The organism is Lelliottia sp. 489 (genome assembly GCF_050435885.1).
Classification (GTDB): Bacteria; Pseudomonadota; Gammaproteobacteria; order Enterobacterales; family Enterobacteriaceae; genus Enterobacter; species Enterobacter nimipressuralis.
Window position 1 is genome coordinate 176897 of sequence record NZ_JBNDLC010000001.1, and the last position, 18303, is coordinate 195199.

Genomic DNA, 18303 nt, shown 5'->3' on the forward strand with positions numbered 1-18303 from the left:
ATGGTGGTGCGGAGAAAAACAGGAGAGAAACATGTCAGATAAAACCGTGACTTTTGCTGACCGTTTTACCTTGCCGGCTATGGGGCAGGGAACCTGGTATATGGGTGAAAACGCCGGTCAGCGGCAAAACGAAGTGGCTGCACTGCGAGCGGGCATCGATATGGGGCTGACGCTCATCGACACCGCCGAAATGTATGCAGATGGCCGAGCCGAGGAGGTGGTGGGCGAGGCAATCAAAGGCCAGCGCGATCGCGTCTTTCTGGTCTCCAAGATTTATCCGTGGAATGCGGGCGGGAAAAAGGGGATAGCGGCCTGCGAGGCCAGCCTCCGTCGTCTCGGCACCGACTACATCGACCTTTACCTACTGCACTGGCGCGGAAACTACGGTCTGGACGAGACCGTTGAGCTGATGCAGACATTGCAACAGCAGGGCAAAATTGGCCGCTGGGGTGTGTCTAATTTCGACCATGACGATATGCAGGAGCTGTGGGCCGTCGACGGCGGTGCGGAGTGTGCCACCAATCAGGTGCTTTATCATCTGGCCTCGCGTGGCATTGAATACGATCTGCTTCCCTGGTGTCAGCAGCAGTCGATGCCGGTGATGGCCTATTGCCCGCTGGCGCAAGCCGGACGGTTACGCTCTGGCCTGCTCAATCATCCCGCCGTGAATGACATCGCGCAACATCATCATGCCAGCGCCGCACAGGTGCTTCTTGCGTGGGTAATTAGCCATCAGGGTGTTATCGCCATTCCAAAAGCGGCGTCGATTGAACATGTGAAAGAGAATGCAGGCGCGTTGGCGTTAACGCTTTCGGCTGAAGAATTTGCGCGGCTGGATGCGGCGTTTCCGGCGCCGGGGCGTAAAACAGCACTGGACGTGGTGTAACGAAATTTCCCCTCTCCGGGCAGAGAGAGGGGAACCGGATTAGCGTTTAACGATTTTGATGGTCTGACCCAGGCGGGATGGTTTATCCGCGCTGGTTTTCTGCGGTGCGGTGACGCACGCGGTTTCGACGCAGACAAAGGTTTTATACCCGTCGTCCGGTACATCAGCCATGCTCACAGAGAGCGCCGGGCCTGGGTTCCAGCCCACCACATTGCTGTGATGGTGGTGAACCACTTCAATACCACGGTTGAGCGCCGCATCGTGGATCACGCTGCAGGCTTCCGGGTTCAGATAGACGCGGTCGGTACGATCCGGGAAGGTCTGCACGCCGTCGCTCAGTTTACCTTCTTTCGCGTTATCCACTTTATCGATAAAGCGATCGCCAAAGCCGCTCACTTTCACATCCGAAATGTCACCGACGTTGAAATAGGTGTGCAGTGCAGAGGTGGTTTCAAACTCACCGTGCGCTTCCAGCTCAATTTCACAGGTTTGACCCAGTTTGAAGCGGGCATACAGCGTGAAGTCATGCGGCCACAGCGCGCGGGTTTCGTCATTGCTTTGCAGTTCGAAGGTCAGTACAGCGCCGTTATCATCTTCGTTGTGCGCTTTCAGCGTCCACTGTTGGTTACGGGCAAAACCGTGCGCTGGCAGGCCTGCTTCAGCGGCAGGGCCAAACCACGGCCAGCAGATAGGAACGCCACCGCGAATCGCCGCCCCTTTTTTGAAAGAGGTCGCCGCGCTCAGCCACAGGCCTTCTTCTTCGCCTTCTGGTTTCCACGAGAGCAGGTGGGCGCCATTGAGGGCCACAGAGGCTTTCACGCGCGGGTGATCGACGACAATAATATCCGCGCCATCAATCTGGCGGCGGGAGAGTACAGGGGTAAGTTGTTCGACTACTGGAAGTGCAAAAATTTTGTGAATCATTACGCAATCCTCTGTCTTTAAGCATAAAAAAAGGCGACCGAGGTCGCCTTTTTGGATCAGTATCTCATCTCAACTTATTTGGAGATGTGAGCGATCAGGTCCAGTACTTTGTTAGAGTAGCCAGTTTCGTTGTCGTACCAGGAAACCAGTTTCACGAAGTTGTCGTTCAGTGCGATACCTGCTTTAGCATCGAACACAGAAGTGCACACTTCGCCGTTGAAGTCGGTAGAAACAACGTCGTCTTCGGTGTAACCCAGAACGCCTTTCATTGCGCCTTCAGAAGCGGCTTTGATAGCTTTCTTGATTTCTTCGTAAGACGCTGCTTTTTCCAGACGAACGGTCAGGTCAACAACGGATACGTTTGGAGTAGGAACGCGGAACGCCATACCAGTCAGTTTGCCATTCAGTTCTGGCAGTACTTTACCTACTGCTTTAGCAGCACCGGTAGAGGATGGGATGATGTTCTGAGCTGCGCCGCGGCCGCCGCGCCAGTCTTTGTGAGACGGGCCATCAACGGTTTTCTGAGTTGCGGTGGTCGCGTGAACAGTGGTCATCAGACCTTCGATGATGCCGAAGTTGTCGTTGATAACTTTTGCCAGCGGAGCCAGGCAGTTGGTGGTGCAGGATGCGTTAGAAACGATGTCCTGGCCTTCGTATTTGTCAAAGTTAGCGCCTTTAACGAACATAGGCGTGTTGTCTTTGGAAGGACCAGTCAGAACAACTTTCTTCGCACCAGCGGTGATGTGTTTACGCGCAGTTTCGTCGGTCAGGAAGATACCCGTTGCTTCAGCAACAACATCAACACCGATTTCGTTCCACTTCAGGTTAGCTGGATCTTTTTCAGCAGTAACACGGATGGTTTTGCCGTTAACAACCAGGTGGCCGTCTTTCACTTCAACGGTGCCATTGAAACGACCGTGAGTTGAGTCGTACTTCAGCATGTACGCCATGTATTCAGCGTCCAACAGATCGTTGATACCAACGATTTCGATGTCAGAACGTTCCTGAGCAGCACGGAAAACAATACGGCCGATACGGCCAAAACCGTTGATACCTACTTTGATAGTCATATATTCCACCAGCTATTTGTTAGTGAATAAAAGGTTGCCTGTAAAATTACAAAAACCTTACGCAGCGTCAAGCGGAATCGTGTCAATCATTGCGACAAATCAATCCTGCGCATAACCTTTGTGCGACTGACAGCCTCACTTTCCCTTTGAGCTAGCAACCACATGGGGGCTGCGCCCGGGATTTTAAAGGGCTATCAGGATAAATATGTGAGCAAGATCACAATTGCCTGACTGCCGTACCGCAACGCATAAGTTTAGAACAAAAGTTCACACTTCAGTGTTAATGTTTTGTTAGAATTCGCGATGAAAGGTATCTGTTTCTACAGCGAGATCTGAGCATATGTCGAATCAACGTAACCCTGACGAACTCAAAAAAAATCTAACAGAAATGCAGTTCTACGTGACACAGAACCACGGAACTGAACCCCCATTCACCGGGCGTTTGCTACACAATAAGCGCGATGGCGTGTATCACTGTCTGGTGTGCGATGCACCGCTGTTTAATTCCCAGTCAAAATACGATTCTGGCTGCGGCTGGCCGAGCTTTTACGAGCCTGTCAGCGACGAGGCCATCCGCTATTTAACGGACTCTTCACACGGTATGCAGCGCACAGAAATCCGCTGTGGAAACTGCGATGCTCATCTCGGACACGTTTTCCCGGATGGACCACAGCCTACGGGTGAGCGTTTCTGTGTAAATTCGGCGTCGATGAGCTTCTCTGATGACGAAAATGGCGACCAGACCAAAGGTTGAAAAACCGATTCAGCAAATTATTCCATCACAGCGGATTTCTCATGAATATTGATGACATGATTAACAGTATGACGCCGGACGTGTATCAGCGTCTGGTGACAGCCGTAGAACTGGGGAAATGGCCAGATGGCGTGGCGCTGACGGCAGAGCAAAAAGAGAACAGCCTGCAATTGGTGATGCTGTGGCAGGCGCGCAATAACAGCGACGCACAGCACATGACCATCGACACGAAAGGCCAGATGGTGATGAAGAGTAAGCGCGAGCTGAAGGAAGATTTTGGCATCACGCCAAAACCGATTGCGACGATGAAAATGCAGTGACCACAGGCCGGGCAAGCGCTAACGCTGCCCGGCAATGGAGTTAGTGCTTAATCCCTAACGACGTTGCTAACTGCTTCGCCAGCTGGTTGTGGTCGTCCGCGCCATACTCCCAGAACATCGCGCCACCCAGACCTTTCTCTTTGATGTACTGCGCCTTCAGGTCGACCGAACGCGGGTTTTCGTACGACAGAGCGAACAGTTCCTTGCCCTCCGCCGATTTCACCGACAGCCACGGCACTTTCGCCTGATCGTCCCAGTGCTCGGTAAAGCGTTTCTGCGGATCGTTAATCAGCTTGCTGACAATATCGTTGTACTTCACGTAGGTATCTTTGGTGAGGTCATAGCCCAACGCCTTGAACAATCCGATCTCCTGCGCACCGAAGTACGGCTGTGTCACCGGGTTTTTCTCAGCATCTGCTTTTGTCCAGTCGATGCCAGGCTCCACGCTGCGTTTTGGCACGCGCCCGTAAAAACCAATCCCTAAATTCATCTGCTCAGGTTTCAGCCCGGCAGCGAGGTAGTTGTTGACCACAAAATCAGCGCTGTATTTGTCCGCGGCGGCCACAGTTGGCCACTTAGTGGAGTCATACAGGTTCGAGTTAAAATACTGCGTGCCGTAGGCCATATCGTAGGTCATCAGATTGATGTAGTTCAGATATGGCGCGATCGCTTTGACGTCGACCCAGCTTTTTGGGCTTTCGGCATTCGCCCCCAGGGCGACAGTCACCAGCTTCTCTTTCGGCAGCGATTCGCGGATCTCCTTCAGCAGTGCAGTGAAGTTGTCTTTATCGGCGGGCTGCTTATCCACCAGACCCCACGCACCGTTCACCGGGTACTCCCAGTCGAGATCGATGCCATCAAGTCCGTAGGTCGTGACGATCTCCTGCACGGAGCGAACAAACACGGCGCGGCTCTCTTTACTATCCGCTGCGCCGGAGAATCCGCGCGCGCCCCAGCCACCAACAGAGAGCAGGACTTTAAGCTGTGGGTTTTGCTTACGCAGTTCAGGGATTTTATGCAGATCGGCGGTTACCTTCGGCGAGAGCCAGATTTGGTGCAGCTTACTGGCGTCTTTCAGCGCGGCGTTTGTTTCACCCGCTTCGTTGTTATAGATAAGACCAAACGAGTAGTTGAGGTGGGTAATCTGGCGAACATCCAGCTTATCGATGTCACCTCCCGGCCCGGCAGTCACATCGCCGCCACCGTTGAAGTAGCCGACGGACATCAGGTCAGCCGCAAAAAGGGCTGGAGCGCAGAGCAGGGGTAAGGCTGCCATCACAGGCAATAGTTTCATAACGTATCCTCTTTGACTAAAAAAAAAGTACGTCACATCAGGGATGTGACAAAAAATAGCCAAATGAGGATAGCAGTGCCGCTTCGCTGAAACTGCGAGAGAGGTTGAATTTTTGTTATACCGGAAACAAAAGGCTGTTAACGGCAGGCACCGCAGCGCGTAACTGTCCGGAAGCGTAAAGGGTGACTAAAGCTATCGTAAGGCGTGGGAAACGATGAGGAGTAGAAAATTGGCCGGGAAGCGTTGTCATGCCCGGCCATCAGTGCAGGATTACTTCTTATCAATCATCGCTTTCAGATTGGCAAACGGGTTGTATTTCGCTTCCCCGACGCTCTTCTGCGCATCTTCACCCGCGACGACGGTGGAACCGTACAGGTCGGCTTCCGTGTATTTGGAATGCTCATGATCGTGGCAGAACAGGCATAACATCTCCCAGTTGCTGCCGTCTTCCGGGTTATTGGAGTGATCGTGATCGATATGGTGAACCGTCAGCTCACGCAGGTTGGAATAGACAAATTCGCGGCTACAGCGACCGCATACCCACGGAAAAAGCTTCAGTGCCTTTTCACGGTACCCGACTTCAAGCCGGGCATAGTTTTTTGGGATAAAAGCCATACGAGTGGCCCTCCTGAAAAAGATAAAAAATGGGAACCGCGCTTACGCCTGCGTCTCTTGCCAGTCGGAAAGGGTGTACAGCGTCGCACCAGCCGTCGACATCTCCATAAACGCCAGCGCGCTATCTTGCGCCTGAATATTCACGCCGCGACAGCCATCGGTGATGACGCTGACGTTATACCCCAGTTTTAGCGCATCGAGGACGGTGAACTTCACACAGTAATCCGTCGCCAGCCCCATCACGATCAGCTCGCCGATCTCATGATGGCGCAGCCACTCATCGAGCGCGGTTTTCTGTCGATGGCCGTTGTCGAAAAAGGCGCTGTAACTGTCGATATTCGGATTTTCGCCTTTATGAAACACCGCATCGATGGCCGCCTGATTCAGCAGCGGATGCAGTTCAGCCCCTTCGGTCTGCTGAATGCAGTGATCGGGCCAAAAGGTTTGCGCCAGACCGTCAAGCTCGCCCTGGGTGAACGGCTCGACATTGTGCTGGCTGGCAAAGCTGCCGTGATCCGCCGGATGCCAGTCCTGGCTTGCCACCACCGCCTCACCGCGCGCTTTACACCACGCAATCAGCGTATTGGCGACATCCACGGTGCTATCGCCACCGGCCACCGCTAGCGCGCCACCGGCGCAAAAATCATTTTGCAGATCGACCAGCAGCAGGGCACGTTGCTTCATAACACTCTCCTTATTCGTCCGGCGTCAGTTCGCCACGCAGGTTTTGCATCATCGCGGTACGCATCGACTGCACGTCCAGATCCTGACTGAGTAAGTAATGAAGTTTAGTCAGGGTGGCCTCGACCGTCATATCGAACCCGCTGATCACCCCGGCATGCGCCAGTGCGTTGCCCGTGGCATATCCCCCCATATTCACTTTGCCGGACATGCACTGGGTGAGATTAACCACCAGAATGCCGCGATCGCTCGCTTCCTGTAGCTCTTTCAGGAACTCGCCGTTCTGCGGCGCATTGCCCACGCCGTAGGAACGCAGGATCAGCGCTTTCACCGGCTGGCGCAGAAAGTTGCGCACCACGTCAGCAGAAATCCCCGGATAAATCGTCACCACGCCAATCGGCTGTGGGGTGATCGGGTGAACAATCAGCTCGCCTGCCGTGTGCGGTGCCGGTGGTGTGCCCAGACGACGAATATGGATACCCGCCTCCAGCAGCGGCTGCAGGTTTGGCGACGCAAAGGCATCAAAACCGTCGGCATGTGCTTTGGTGGTACGGTTCCCGCGATAAAGTCGGTTGTTGAAGAACAGCGAGACTTCATTGATCGGATAATTGGCGGCGACATACAGGGAGTTGAGCAGATTGATCTGCCCGTCGGAGCGCAGCTCCGCCAGCGGGATCTGCGAGCCGGTCACGATCACCGGCTTGCCGAGGTTCTCCAGCATGAAGGAGAGCGCAGAGGCCGTAAACGCCATGGTGTCGGTACCGTGCAGGATCACAAAGCCATCGTACTCGTCGTAATGGGCTTTGATATCTTCTGCGATATGCTGCCAGTCTTCCGGCGTCATATCTGAGGAGTCCATCAGCGGATCGTACTCGTGGATGGTGAAGTCTGGCATCTCCTGGCGGTGGAACTCAGGCATCAGCGCGAGCTGGCGCTGGAGATGACCGGAGACGGGGATATAGCCATTTTCAGAGCGCTGCATACCGATGGTCCCGCCGGTATACGCCACATAAATCGATTTCTTCTGCATGATAGTGTGTTCTTGTGCTTCAAAGAAAAATCCCCCCTTCGCGAGAAGAGGGGACAGGGTTTTTAGCGAACGTTAGCGCAGGTGAGGCAGAACGCGTAACGGTTTTGCGGATCGTTAAAGGCGGCGAGCTTATCGCTCTCGGCTTTTACAACGCTTGCCGCGCTCGCCACTGGCGCAGGCAGATAGGCCTGAATTGCAGCAGGCAGCATCGCGCGCACTGAGCCGGACATGCTGTTCATCACCATATCCACAAACGTCGGCTCATCCTGATAATAGGCAATGTGCCACTGTTTCAGTTTTGCCAGTTCGGCGGCTTTCGCGACGGCGTCATCAAAGTCGCCCAGGCTGTCGACCAGCCCATTGTTCTTCGCATCCTGGCCGGTCCAGACATGGCCCTGCGCGATTTTATCCACCTGCTCCGGCGTGGATTTACGGGAATCCGCCACCAGCGTGATAAAGCGCTTATAACCGTTCTCAATGCTGAGCTGCATCATCTGCGACACTTCCGGTGGCAGGGATTTGGTCACGGCCACATCCGCCAGCGGTGACGTCGCAACGCCATCCGTATGCACACCCAGATAATCAAGGCTGTTTTCAACGGTATTAATAACGCCGAAGATACCGATAGAGCCGGTTAACGTACTCGGGTTCGCCACGATGTAGTTCGCTGGTGTGGAGATCCAGTAACCACCGGATGCCGCCATACCGCCCATCGACACCACCACCGGTTTGCCTGCAGCACGCGCGGCGGCCAGTTCCGCACGGATCACTTCCGAGGCGCTGACACTGCCGCCAGGGCTGTTGACGCGCAGGACAATGGCTTTCACTTTCGGGTCCAGACGCGCATCGCGGATCTGCGACGCGGTCGTGTCACCGCCCACGTTCCCCGGCGTCTCTTCACCGTCCATGATCGCGCCGTTGGCAAAGACCACGGCCACGCTGTCACCCGTCTCGTTCGGTTTTTTCGGCGTGTAATCGTAGAGGCTGATGGCGCTGTAGTTCTTGTCTTCTTTGCTCCAGCCAAACTGCTTGGTCAGCGCTTTTTCGATCTCTGCGCTGGAGCCGAGGGTGTCGACCAGTTTGTTATCGAGCGCGTATTTCGCCGTATCGCCGCCAACTTTAGTCAGGCCATCCAGCATCGCCTGTGCACCTGGGAAGACCTGCTCAGGGGTGATCTGACGGTTCGCGGCCACGGTAGCAAGATAGTTCTGCCACAGCTCGCCGATCCAGCGGCTGTCCGCTTCGCGGGCGGCAGGGGACATATCATCGCGAATAAACGGCTCAACGGCCGATTTATAGGTACCGACGCGGAACACGTGCGTGGTCACTTTCAGCTTATCCAGCAGCGATTTGTAGTACAGCCCGTTGGTGGCAAAACCGTGCAGATCGACGGTACCCTGCGGGGAGAGCCAAATCTTGTTGGCAAAGCTCGCCAGATAATATTGCCCCTGACTGTAGCTGTCGCCCACGGCAATCACCGGTTTACCGCTGTCGCGGAATTCGCGCAGCGCTTTACCGATGTACTGCATCGACGGCTGATCGCCCCCGGCGAAGTTTTTCAGATCCAGCACGATGCCGGTAATATTGCGATCGTCTTTCGCCTGACGAATAGCGTCGACGATATCAAACAGGGAGTTTTCCTGCATACGATCGGAGGTGGAGCCAAGCAGCTGGCGGCCAATCACGCCCAGACGATTGCTGGTGGACGGCTTATCGACAATCACACCGGTGATGTCGAGCAGTAGGGCGCCGCGCTCGGAATGCTGCGCCTGGTTACTGCTGCTGATGTGCATCCACAGGCCCACACACACCAGAATCAGGAAGATGAAGAAGATATTCATCACCAGTTCGCGGACAAAATTGAGCAACCGCCACGTCCATTTAAAGAAACCGGCAAAAATTCGCCAAAGGGTTCGCATGTATTCTCCCAAACCAGATAATGACCGTTTCCGTCGCGACTGGACGGCAATGTGGGGTTATCGTAATGACCCAACCGTCACTTGTCAGCAGGAATCGCCCACTGCGCTGTAACAAATTCTGCTGTCGTGTTAATTTTGTGAGCAAATTTGAAGACAGGAGTGAATCAATGGACGCACTTGAACTGCTTGTTAACCGTCGTAGCGCTTCTCGCCTGGCGGAACCTGCGCCTGCGGGCGAACAGCTGGAAAACATTCTGCGCGCCGGTATGCGCGCCCCGGATCACGGTACGCTCTCGCCGTGGCACTTCTTTATTATTGAAGGCGAAGGGCGCGACCGTTTCAGCACCTTGCTTGAGAATGGGGCGATGGCCGCCGAGCAGGATGAAAAAGCGATTGATAAAGCGCGCAATGCGCCGTTTCGCGCGCCGATGATCATCGCGGTGGTGGCGAAATGTCAGCCGGAACATAAAGTGCCGGTCTGGGAGCAGGAGATGTCTGCAGGCTGCGCGGTGATGGCGATGCAAATGGCGGCTGTGGCTCAGGGCTTTAACGGCATCTGGCGCACCGGCCCGCTGACCGACAGCCCGGTGGTGCGCGAAGGGCTTTCCTGCGCACAGCACGATAAAATCGTTGGCTTCCTCTACTTAGGCACGCCGCAGCTGAAAGCCTCGACCACCATTACAGCACCCGATACCGCCCCGTTCGTCACCCGTTTCTGATAATCACACTAAACTGTCTGGATTATGAGCAAGCGTCGCATAATTCAGACAGTCATACTTACCTCATCACGGAATGAGCGCTACCATAGCGCGATTGCAATGACAGGAGATGTCCATGAGCGAGCAAACCATTCGTTTAACGCAATACAGCCACGGAGCGGGTTGCGGTTGTAAAATTTCCCCGAAAGTGCTGGAAACCATTCTGCACAGCGAACAGGCGAAGTTTGTCGACCCGAACCTGCTTGTCGGCAACGAAACGCGTGACGATGCAGCGGTATACGATTTAGGTAACGGCACCAGCATTATCAGCACCACCGACTTCTTTATGCCGATTGTCGATAACCCGTTTGATTTCGGGCGCATCGCGGCAACCAACGCCATCAGCGACATCTTCGCGATGGGCGGTAAACCGATCATGGCGATTGCTATTCTCGGCTGGCCGATCAACACCCTAGCGCCGGAAATTGCCCGCGACGTCATCGAGGGTGGCCGCTTTGCCTGCCAGCAGGCGGGGATCGCTCTGGCGGGTGGGCACTCTATTGATGCGCCGGAACCGATCTTCGGCCTCGCCGTCACCGGCGTCGTACCGACCGAACGCGTCAAGCGCAATAGCACCGCGCAGGAAGGGTGCAAACTGTTCCTCACCAAACCGTTGGGCATTGGCGTGCTCACCACCGCTGAGAAAAAATCCCTGCTCAAGCCCGAGCATATCGGTCTTGCCACCGACGTGATGTGTCAGATGAACCTGGCGGGTGCGGCGTTCGCGAATATCGACGGCGTAAAAGCGATGACCGACGTCACCGGTTTTGGCCTGCTCGGCCACCTGAGCGAAGTTTGCCAGGGCGCGGGCGTGCAGGCGCAGCTCTGGTATCAGGACATTCCAAAACTGCCGGGCGTGGAAGAGTACATCGCACAGGGGGCAATGCCGGGCGGAACGCAGCGTAACTTTGCCAGCTACGGCCATCTGATGGGCGATATGCCGACGGAGTGGCGCGATCTGCTGTGCGATCCACAAACCTCCGGCGGCCTGCTGCTGGCGGTCACGCCTGAGGCGGAAGCCGAGGTCAAAGCCACCGCCGCAGAGTTTGGCATTACCCTGAGCGCCATCGGCGAGCTGGTCAGCGCGCGCGGCGGCCGTCCGATGATTGAGATCCGTTAATTCGATGCGTTTGTTTATTGCGGAAAAGCCGAGTCTCGCCCGAGCCATTGCCGATGTGCTGCCCAAGCCGCATCGCAAGGGCGACGGCTTTATCGAATGCGGTAACGGGCAGGTGGTCACCTGGTGTATCGGTCACCTGCTGGAACAAGCGCAGCCGGATGTCTATGACAGCCGCTATGCGCGCTGGAATCTCAACGATCTGCCGATCGTGCCGGAAAAGTGGAAACTGCAGCCACGTCCTTCGGTCACCAAACAGCTCAACGTCATCAAACGCTTTCTGCATGACGCACAAGAAGTGGTTCACGCGGGTGACCCGGACAGGGAAGGGCAACTGCTGGTGGACGAAGTGCTCGACTACCTTGAGCTGGCGCCGGAAAAACGTCAGCAGGTGCAGCGTTGTCTGATTAACGATCTCAATCCGCAAGCGGTGGAGCGCGCCATTACGCGTCTGCGCGCCAACAGTGAATTCATCCCGCTGTGCGTGTCTGCTCTGGCGCGTGCCCGCGCCGACTGGCTGTATGGCATCAACATGACACGCGCCTACACCATTCTCGGGCGTAACGCCGGGTATCAGGGCGTGCTCTCAGTCGGGCGCGTTCAGACGCCGGTGCTGGGTCTGGTGGTGCGTCGCGACGAAGAGATCGAAAACTTCGTCGCCAAAGATTTCTTCGAGGTTAAAGCGCATATCGTCACCCCGAAGGATGAACGTTTTACCGCGACCTGGCAGCCGAGCGATGCCTGTGAATCTTACCAGGACGAAGAGGGGCGGTTGCTGCATCGTCCGCTGGCGGATCACGTGGTCAACCGCATCAGCGGCCAGCCAGCGATGGTCACCAGCTATAACGATAAACGGGAATCAGAACCCGCGCCGCTGCCGTTTTCGCTGTCGTCGTTACAGATTGAAGCGGCTAAACGCTTTGGTATGAGCGCGCAGAACGTGCTCGATATCTGCCAGAAGCTGTACGAAACCCACAAGCTGATTACCTATCCGCGTTCAGACAGCCGCTACCTGCCGGAAGAGCATTTCGCCGGGCGACATGCGGTGCTGAATGCCATCGGCGTTCACGCCCCGGATCTGCTCCCGCAGCCCGCCGTGAACCCGGAAACGCGCAACCGCTGCTGGGATGATAAAAAAGTCGACGCGCACCACGCGATTATCCCGACGGCGCGCGCCAGCAATGTCAATCTGAGCGAGAACGAAGCGAAGGTGTATAACCTCGTGGCGCGCCAGTATCTGATGCAATTTTGCCCGGACGCGGTGTTCCGCAAGTGCGTAATTGAGCTGGAGATCGCCAAAGGTAAGTTCGTCGCCAAAGCGCGTTTTCTGGCGGAAGCGGGCTGGCGCACACTGCTCGGCAATAAAGAGCGCGATGAAGAGAACGATGGCACGCCGCTGCCCGTGGTTGCAAAAGATGACGAACTGCTGTGCGAAAAGGGCGAAGTGATTGAGCGACAAACGCAGCCGCCGCGCCACTTTACGGACGCCACGCTGCTCTCTGCCATGACCGGTATTGCCCGTTTTGTGCAGGATAAAGATTTGAAAAAGATCCTGCGTGCGACCGACGGATTAGGCACAGAAGCGACGCGCGCAGGGATTATTGAGCTGCTGTTCAAGCGCGGTTTCCTGATCAAAAAAGGGCGCTATATCCACTCGACGGATCCGGGCCGGGCGCTGATCCATTCGCTGCCTGAGCTGGCTGCGCGACCGGATATGACGGCGCACTGGGAATCTATCCTGACCCAAATCAGCGAGAAGCAGTGTCGCTATCAGGACTTTATGCAGCCGCTGGTTGGTACGCTGTTTGAGCTGATCAATCAGGCGCGCAATACGCCGGTGAAATCCTTCAGAGGAATGGTGGCGCCGGGCGGTGGGGACGCGAAGAAAAAGTTTAAGAAGAAGAGTGCGGCCTGACGTCCTCTCACAAGACGCGGGCGAAGATATAAAAAACGGCAACTCTGTTGCCGTTTTACTTTTATCAACCAGGCCAGTAACGGCTTAAATCACTCCTTGTCCGATCATCGCATCGGCGACCTTCACAAACCCGGCAATATTCGCGCCGCGCACGTAGTTGGTCTGCTCCGCTTCTCCGCCATACTCCACGCAGGCGTGGTGAATATCCAGCATGATGTGGTGCAGACGGGCGTCCACTTTTTCAGCTTTCCAGCCCATACGCGCGGCGTTCTGCGCCATCTCCAGGCCAGACGTCGCCACGCCACCGGCGTTGGCCGCTTTACCTGGCGCAAACAGCACCCCGGCTTCCAGGAACAGATCGGTTGCTTCGATGGTCGTCGGCATATTCGCACCTTCCGCCACGGCTTTCACACCGTTTTTGATAAGCGTGCGGGCGGCGTCCACATCCAGTTCGTTCTGCGTGGCGCACGGCAGGGCAATGTCCACCGGCACCGACCACGGCTGCTTGCCTTCCAGATAGGTCAGGCCAAACTCGCGGGCGTAATCGGCGACGCGACCGTCGCGGCTGGCTTTAATTTCGCATAGACGCGCCAGTTTTTCCGCCGTGAAACCGGCTTCATCCACCACCGTGCCGCTGGAGTCGGAAGCCGTCACTACGCGCGCACCAAACTGCATCGCTTTTTCAATGGCATACTGCGCAACGTTACCGGAGCCGGACACCGCCACGCGCATCCCTTCAAAGCTCAGACCGTGGCGTTTGAGCATTGCTTCAGTGAAGTACACCAGCCCGTAACCCGTCGCTTCCGGGCGAATCAAACTCCCGCCAAAGGAGAGCCCTTTGCCGGTAAACACGCAGGCGCTGTTGTTGGACAGTTTTTTCATCATCCCGGCCATAAAGCCCACTTCTCGCCCGCCCACACCGATATCGCCCGCAGGCACATCCGTATCAGGGCCGAGGTGACGATACAGTTCCGTCATCAGCGCCTGGCAGAAACGCATCACTTCACCTTCGCTTTTGCCTTTCGGATCAAAATCGCTGCCGCCTTTGCCACCGCCCATCGGCAGGTGGTGAGGGCGTTTTTGAAGGTCTGCTCAAAGCCGAGGAACTTCAGGATCGACAGGTTCACGGAAGGGTGGAAACGCATTCCGCCTTTGAACGGGCCGATGGCGGAGTTGAACTGTACGCGCCACGCGCGGTTCACCTGCACCTGATTTTTGTCATCCACCCAGACCACGCGGAACTGAATCACACGTTCAGGTTCAACCAGACGCTCGAGCAGAGACATCTGACGGTAACGCGGGTTTTCTTCGAGGAATGGCCACAGGGTGGTCATGACTTCACGAACGGCCTGTGCAAACTCGCTCTGATGCGGGTCGCGTTGTTGAACATGGGTAAGAAATGATTCCAGAGAGCGTGTCTGTTCCATAGCGATAAGAGCCTCTTATGACGATTTTTTTAATTTTGTGTGTTGTGTGGGTGATTTGTGGTCGTTTTCGACTATACCACCCGTACCGCTTTGCGTGGCAAGGGAAAATTTACCGGGAAAGTGAAATTAATCAGCGGCCTCGTGTCATAACTAAAAACGATGATGCGCTAAAGATTCAGCGGCAAACAACCGTTATATACAGATCATCCTTCAGGCACCTACGCTAGTCAGCCCCTGGGTATGCTCCGGTTTGCTGGCCTGATGCAACTTGAATGATTTTGTGTATAGTCATGATCAGCAGATAAAAGGAATCTTTATGAACCGCTACCTAGTAACCGCTCTGTTTGCTCTGTTATCCGCAGGCGCCCAGGCTGACCGTATTCGCCCGGACGTGGAGGTCAATGTGCCGCCAGAGGTGTTCAGCTCCGGCGGTCAGCGTGCGCAGCCCTGCAATCAGTGCTGCATCTATCAGGATCAAAACTATTCGGAAGGTGCGGTGGTGAAGGCCGACGGCGTGCTGCTGCAGTGTCAGCGCGATGAAAAAACCATCAGCACGAACCCGCTGGTGTGGCGGCGCGTAAAAGGATAAAGGCTTCCAGCAGGGGAATATCGGCGGGCGCTAAATCATAGGCGAACGCCTCATGCGGCGTACACCACACCAGACGGCTTGATAGTGCGCGACCACGTCACCGCTAAAGGACGGAACGTGCCAGGCGTGGAGATGAATCAGCCGCCCGGACACTTTGCGCTGGTGGCTGGCGACATACTGCACAGGGAGTGCCTCAATCCCCAGCTCTTCGCGCAGCTCGCGGATCAGCGCCTCGGGCTGCGTTTCACCGGCTTCGACTTTACCTCCGGCGAACTCCCACATTCCCGCTTGATCGGCCTGCGCGGGGCGTTGCGCGAGAAGAATTTTGCCATCCTTTTCAAGGATAGCGGCAACAACATCGAGAGTTTTCAGCATGGTCGTCAATAATTACAGTTGAAAAACGACATATTATCGTCGCCTTTCAAAGAGTCCAACCATCAGGAGAGTCCGGTGAAAGAAACATCCGCCTGGGTCCAGCCCGTAGAATCCCTTCCCGCCAGTCTGAAACCCATCGCCACCATGCAGAAAAAACATTTTGGCGTGGTGCTCAATCCCACGCGCTGGTGGGGAAGAATGCCGCGTCTTTTCTGGCTGGTGGCGCTGTTTGTCGGTTTTCTGGAGAGAAAAAAAGCGCGCCTGAACCCAGCCCTGCGCGCACTGCTGATGACCCGCATTTCGCAGCTCTGCCACTGCGCATTTTGTATCGACGCTAACAGCCTGCGCCTAGCCGAGCGCAGCGGCGCGCTGGATAAAGTCCAGGCGGTCAGCGAGTGGCGTACATCCGCGTTATTCACGGCAGAAGAGCGTGCCGCGCTGGACTATGCCGAGGCGACGACGGCCACGCCGCCGCAGGTGACGGAAGAGATAAAATCCGAACTAAAGCGCTTTTACAACGACGAAACCATTACCGAAATGACGGCCCTGATTGCGTTTCAGAATCTCTCGGCGCGTTTTAACGCTGCGCTGGAGATCCCGTCACAAGGGCTTTGTGACGCCTTCAAAGGTCAGCCTCATGCTTGACAGACATCTGCATCCGCGCGTTAAACCTGCGCTCAACCGCCTGGTGGCGGTCATCGATAAGCCATTCATCACGCCGGATGGCGTGACGCTTGCGGGCTTTGCCCTCGGCGTGCTGGCGTTGCCGTTTCTGGCCCTCGGCTGGTACCCAGCGGCGCTGGTCGCGATTGTGCTGAACCGTCTGTTCGACGGGCTGGACGGCGCACTGGCGCGGCGTCGCGGCCTGACGGACGCGGGCGGTTTTCTCGATATCGCCCTCGATTTTCTGTTCTATGCCCTGGTCCCTTTTGGCTTTGCGCTGGCGGCACCAATGGAAAACGCGCTCGCCGCCGCCTGGCTGCTGTTTGCGTTTATCGGCACCGGGAGCAGTTTTCTGGCGTTTGCGGCGCTGGCCGCGAAACACAATATCGACAACCCAGGCTATGCGCATAAGTCGTTTTATTACATCGGGGGATTAACGGAGGGGACGGAGACCATCGCGCTGTTTGTGCTCTGCTGCCTGTTCCCGGCGCACTTTGCGCTGTTCGCCTGGATCTTTGGCGCGTTGTGCTGGCTCACCACCACAACGCGCATCTGGAGCGGGTATCAGACGCTGAAAACCCTGAAATCTTAAAGCGTGCTTTCTGGCGTCAGCGGACCCGTGGTGATCGGATTTTGTGGATGGCTGCTCCACTCGTACCAGCCGCCGTCGTAAACCGAGACGTTTTTCCAGCCCATGGCGCGGGCGTACATAAAGGTTTCTGACGCGCGCCAGCCGGTGCCGCAGTAAAAGGCGACGTGCTGATCCGGCAGGATGTTCCACGCTTTCCACATCGCAGCGATATCCTCGGCGCTGCGCATGGTGCCGTCCGGGTTGTGGAAATCTTCCATATGCGTCGCATCGCTGCCCGCATGGCCCCAGCGCGCGCCTGCGATTTCACCTTTTGGCTTGATGTAGCTGTAGCCGCTGGTTTCGCCGGTAAATTCCGGCCAGGAGCGAATACTCACCAGCGAGGCATCCTGGCGATGCACCATCCCGCGCGCCTGTTCCATATCTACCATCAGCTGTGGCTGCCCCGGGATCGGTGCGCCGAAATCATCCGCAGGCGTCACTTTCGCAGGCAATCCGCGCTCGACCGGCAGACCGGCGTCGGACCAGGTTTTCCAGCCGCCATCCAGCAGACGCACATCTTTCACACCCGCGTAGAGCATGATCTGCGCGACGCGCGCCGCCGCATAGACGTCGCGACCGTAGAGGATCACGGTGGTGTCGTGGCGAATGCCCTGTTTTGCCAGCAGCGCTTTCAGTTTGTCGTCGGAGACTTTATTCCACAGCGGCTCGCTTTCGACGTCGTTGGTATCGATATAGCCCGCGCCCGGAATATGATTCAGCAGATAAAATTTCGGTGCGCCCCAGGCGGCTTCGATAATTTTATAATCGCCCGCAGGCGCCGCCGCGACCTTTTTGCCCTGCATCAGCTGGTGCAGCCATTCGGGATAGACCAGTTGTTCGAAATGAGGAAGACGTTGCAGACGGTCGGCACTTTGCAGCGCATCGCCAAGCACTGAAATGTGCTGATAACCAGCTTTCGTAAGGCGCGCTTTCACGGCCTGGTTGTCGGTATCGCTGCCGTACAGGGCGATAGCGGATGTCGGGGTGAGGTTATGCTGTTTTGCCCAGTCGCTGAGCTGCTCATCGCTCATCACCTTCAGCCAGCTGGCTGACAGATTCAGCGCGGCGGGCTCATGCCCGGAGGTGCCTGACAGGGTTTGCGGCCAGCCGTTATAAAATGCGCTGGCGCGGGTATCGATCACCGCGCCGTGCTGCTGTTGCAGCTGTGCCAGCGTCAGAGAAGGGGCCATATTAGCGGCAAAAGTGGAAACACTGGCAAGACAGAGCGCCAGCGCGGTCAGTTGAGAAACACGTTTCATCGAAAAACCTGACATCATATAAAAGGTGCGTCATTTTCGTCTCCCCCTAAACAGAATTCCTTGCGTTAGCACAGGG

General features: G+C 56.1%; 17 protein-coding genes and 2 pseudogenes. 9 read left to right on the top strand and 10 right to left on the bottom strand.

Annotated features, from left to right (window positions below; all coding sequences use genetic code 11):
• Window positions 1-31 precede the first annotated feature (31 nt).
• On the top strand, window positions 32-886 hold the full coding sequence (locus ABIE11_RS00925; RefSeq protein ID WP_429183577.1) for an aldo/keto reductase: 855 nt from the start codon (window positions 32-34) through the stop codon (window positions 884-886).
• A 39-nt stretch (window positions 887-925) separates the two neighbouring features.
• Here the strand turns inward: ABIE11_RS00925 and ABIE11_RS00930 are convergent, their stop codons facing one another.
• Window positions 926-1810, bottom strand: coding sequence for a D-hexose-6-phosphate mutarotase (locus ABIE11_RS00930; RefSeq protein ID WP_429183578.1), 885 nt, complete (start codon window positions 1808-1810; stop codon window positions 926-928).
• 74 nt (window positions 1811-1884) lie between these two features.
• Window positions 1885-2880 carry a glyceraldehyde-3-phosphate dehydrogenase gene (gapA, locus tag ABIE11_RS00935; protein WP_100780526.1) on the bottom strand — a complete coding sequence of 332 codons (996 nt, stop codon included), beginning with the start codon at window positions 2878-2880 and terminating at the stop codon, window positions 1885-1887.
• Between the two features lie 340 nt (window positions 2881-3220).
• Here gapA and msrB point away from each other — a divergent pair, with 340 nt between their 5' ends.
• Both msrB and ABIE11_RS00945 read left to right on the top strand, forming a co-directional pair.
• The gene (gene msrB / locus ABIE11_RS00940) at window positions 3221-3634 is read left to right on the top strand and encodes a peptide-methionine (R)-S-oxide reductase MsrB (protein WP_100780525.1); all 414 of its coding nucleotides are present in this window, start codon (window positions 3221-3223) and stop codon (window positions 3632-3634) included.
• 41 nt (window positions 3635-3675) lie between these two features.
• Complete coding sequence (locus tag ABIE11_RS00945) at window positions 3676-3954, top strand: YeaC family protein (RefSeq protein ID WP_100780524.1); 279 nt, start codon at window positions 3676-3678, stop codon at window positions 3952-3954.
• A 40-nt stretch (window positions 3955-3994) separates the two neighbouring features.
• Here the strand turns inward: ABIE11_RS00945 and ABIE11_RS00950 are convergent, their stop codons facing one another.
• The 5 genes from ABIE11_RS00950 to sppA all read right to left on the bottom strand — a co-directional run bounded on the left by ABIE11_RS00950 (window position 3995) and on the right by sppA (window position 9493).
• On the bottom strand, window positions 3995-5248 hold the full coding sequence (locus tag ABIE11_RS00950) for a glycoside hydrolase family 18 protein (RefSeq protein WP_429183581.1): 1254 nt from the start codon (window positions 5246-5248) through the stop codon (window positions 3995-3997).
• Window positions 5249-5518: 270 nt separating this feature from the next.
• A complete protein-coding gene (gene yajD / locus ABIE11_RS00955) occupies window positions 5519-5863 on the bottom strand; it encodes an HNH nuclease YajD (protein WP_100780522.1) in 345 nt (114 codons plus the stop codon).
• A 42-nt stretch (window positions 5864-5905) separates the two neighbouring features.
• Window positions 5906-6547, bottom strand: coding sequence for a bifunctional nicotinamidase/pyrazinamidase (gene pncA, locus ABIE11_RS00960; protein ID WP_100780521.1), 642 nt, complete (start codon window positions 6545-6547; stop codon window positions 5906-5908).
• Window positions 6548-6557: 10 nt separating this feature from the next.
• Entirely contained in the window at window positions 6558-7574 is a 1017-nt protein-coding gene (gene ansA / locus ABIE11_RS00965; RefSeq protein ID WP_100780520.1) for an asparaginase, read from the bottom strand.
• A gap of 62 nt (window positions 7575-7636) precedes the next feature.
• The gene (gene sppA / locus ABIE11_RS00970; RefSeq protein ID WP_123429076.1) at window positions 7637-9493 is read right to left on the bottom strand and encodes a signal peptide peptidase SppA; all 1857 of its coding nucleotides are present in this window, start codon (window positions 9491-9493) and stop codon (window positions 7637-7639) included.
• 167 nt (window positions 9494-9660) lie between these two features.
• On the opposite strand from sppA, the gene ABIE11_RS00975 reads away from it, so the two are divergent.
• From ABIE11_RS00975 to ABIE11_RS00985, 3 genes are all read left to right on the top strand, one after another.
• Window positions 9661-10212: an NAD(P)H nitroreductase gene (locus ABIE11_RS00975; protein ID WP_100780518.1), complete on the top strand. Its 552-nt coding sequence runs from the start codon at window positions 9661-9663 to the stop codon at window positions 10210-10212.
• Between the two features lie 115 nt (window positions 10213-10327).
• On the top strand, window positions 10328-11371 hold the full coding sequence (gene selD, locus ABIE11_RS00980; RefSeq protein ID WP_429183582.1) for a selenide, water dikinase SelD: 1044 nt from the start codon (window positions 10328-10330) through the stop codon (window positions 11369-11371).
• 4 nt (window positions 11372-11375) lie between these two features.
• Window positions 11376-13283 (top strand): DNA topoisomerase III, encoded by a 1908-nt coding sequence (locus ABIE11_RS00985; protein WP_102103487.1) that lies wholly within the window; start codon window positions 11376-11378, stop codon window positions 13281-13283.
• Between the two features lie 84 nt (window positions 13284-13367).
• Here ABIE11_RS00985 and gdhA read toward each other — a convergent pair.
• Window positions 13368-14710 (bottom strand): annotated as a pseudogene (gene gdhA / locus ABIE11_RS00990) (NADP-specific glutamate dehydrogenase).
• A gap of 316 nt (window positions 14711-15026) precedes the next feature.
• Between gdhA and ABIE11_RS00995 the strand changes: the two are divergent.
• Complete coding sequence (locus tag ABIE11_RS00995) at window positions 15027-15299, top strand: YnjH family protein (RefSeq protein ID WP_102103489.1); 273 nt, start codon at window positions 15027-15029, stop codon at window positions 15297-15299.
• Here ABIE11_RS00995 and ABIE11_RS01000 read toward each other — a convergent pair.
• Window positions 15259-15674: pseudogene (locus ABIE11_RS01000) on the bottom strand (pyrimidine (deoxy)nucleoside triphosphate diphosphatase). The gene ABIE11_RS00995 and the pseudogene ABIE11_RS01000 sit on opposite strands and share 41 nt — an antisense overlap.
• 75 nt (window positions 15675-15749) lie before the next feature.
• Here ABIE11_RS01000 and ABIE11_RS01005 point away from each other — a divergent pair.
• Both ABIE11_RS01005 and ABIE11_RS01010 read left to right on the top strand, forming a co-directional pair.
• The gene (locus ABIE11_RS01005) at window positions 15750-16319 is read left to right on the top strand and encodes a carboxymuconolactone decarboxylase family protein (RefSeq protein WP_429183584.1); all 570 of its coding nucleotides are present in this window, start codon (window positions 15750-15752) and stop codon (window positions 16317-16319) included.
• Entirely contained in the window at window positions 16312-16929 is a 618-nt protein-coding gene (locus ABIE11_RS01010; RefSeq protein WP_107703807.1) for a CDP-alcohol phosphatidyltransferase family protein, read from the top strand. Before ABIE11_RS01005 ends, ABIE11_RS01010 begins: the two co-directional genes overlap by 8 nt.
• On the opposite strand, the gene ABIE11_RS01015 is transcribed toward ABIE11_RS01010, so the two are convergent.
• Window positions 16926-18227, bottom strand: a complete 1302-nt coding sequence (locus ABIE11_RS01015; protein WP_429183586.1) for a sulfurtransferase — start codon at window positions 18225-18227, stop codon at window positions 16926-16928. The two genes, ABIE11_RS01010 and ABIE11_RS01015, sit on opposite strands and share 4 nt — an antisense overlap.
• Window positions 18228-18303 lie beyond the last annotated feature (76 nt).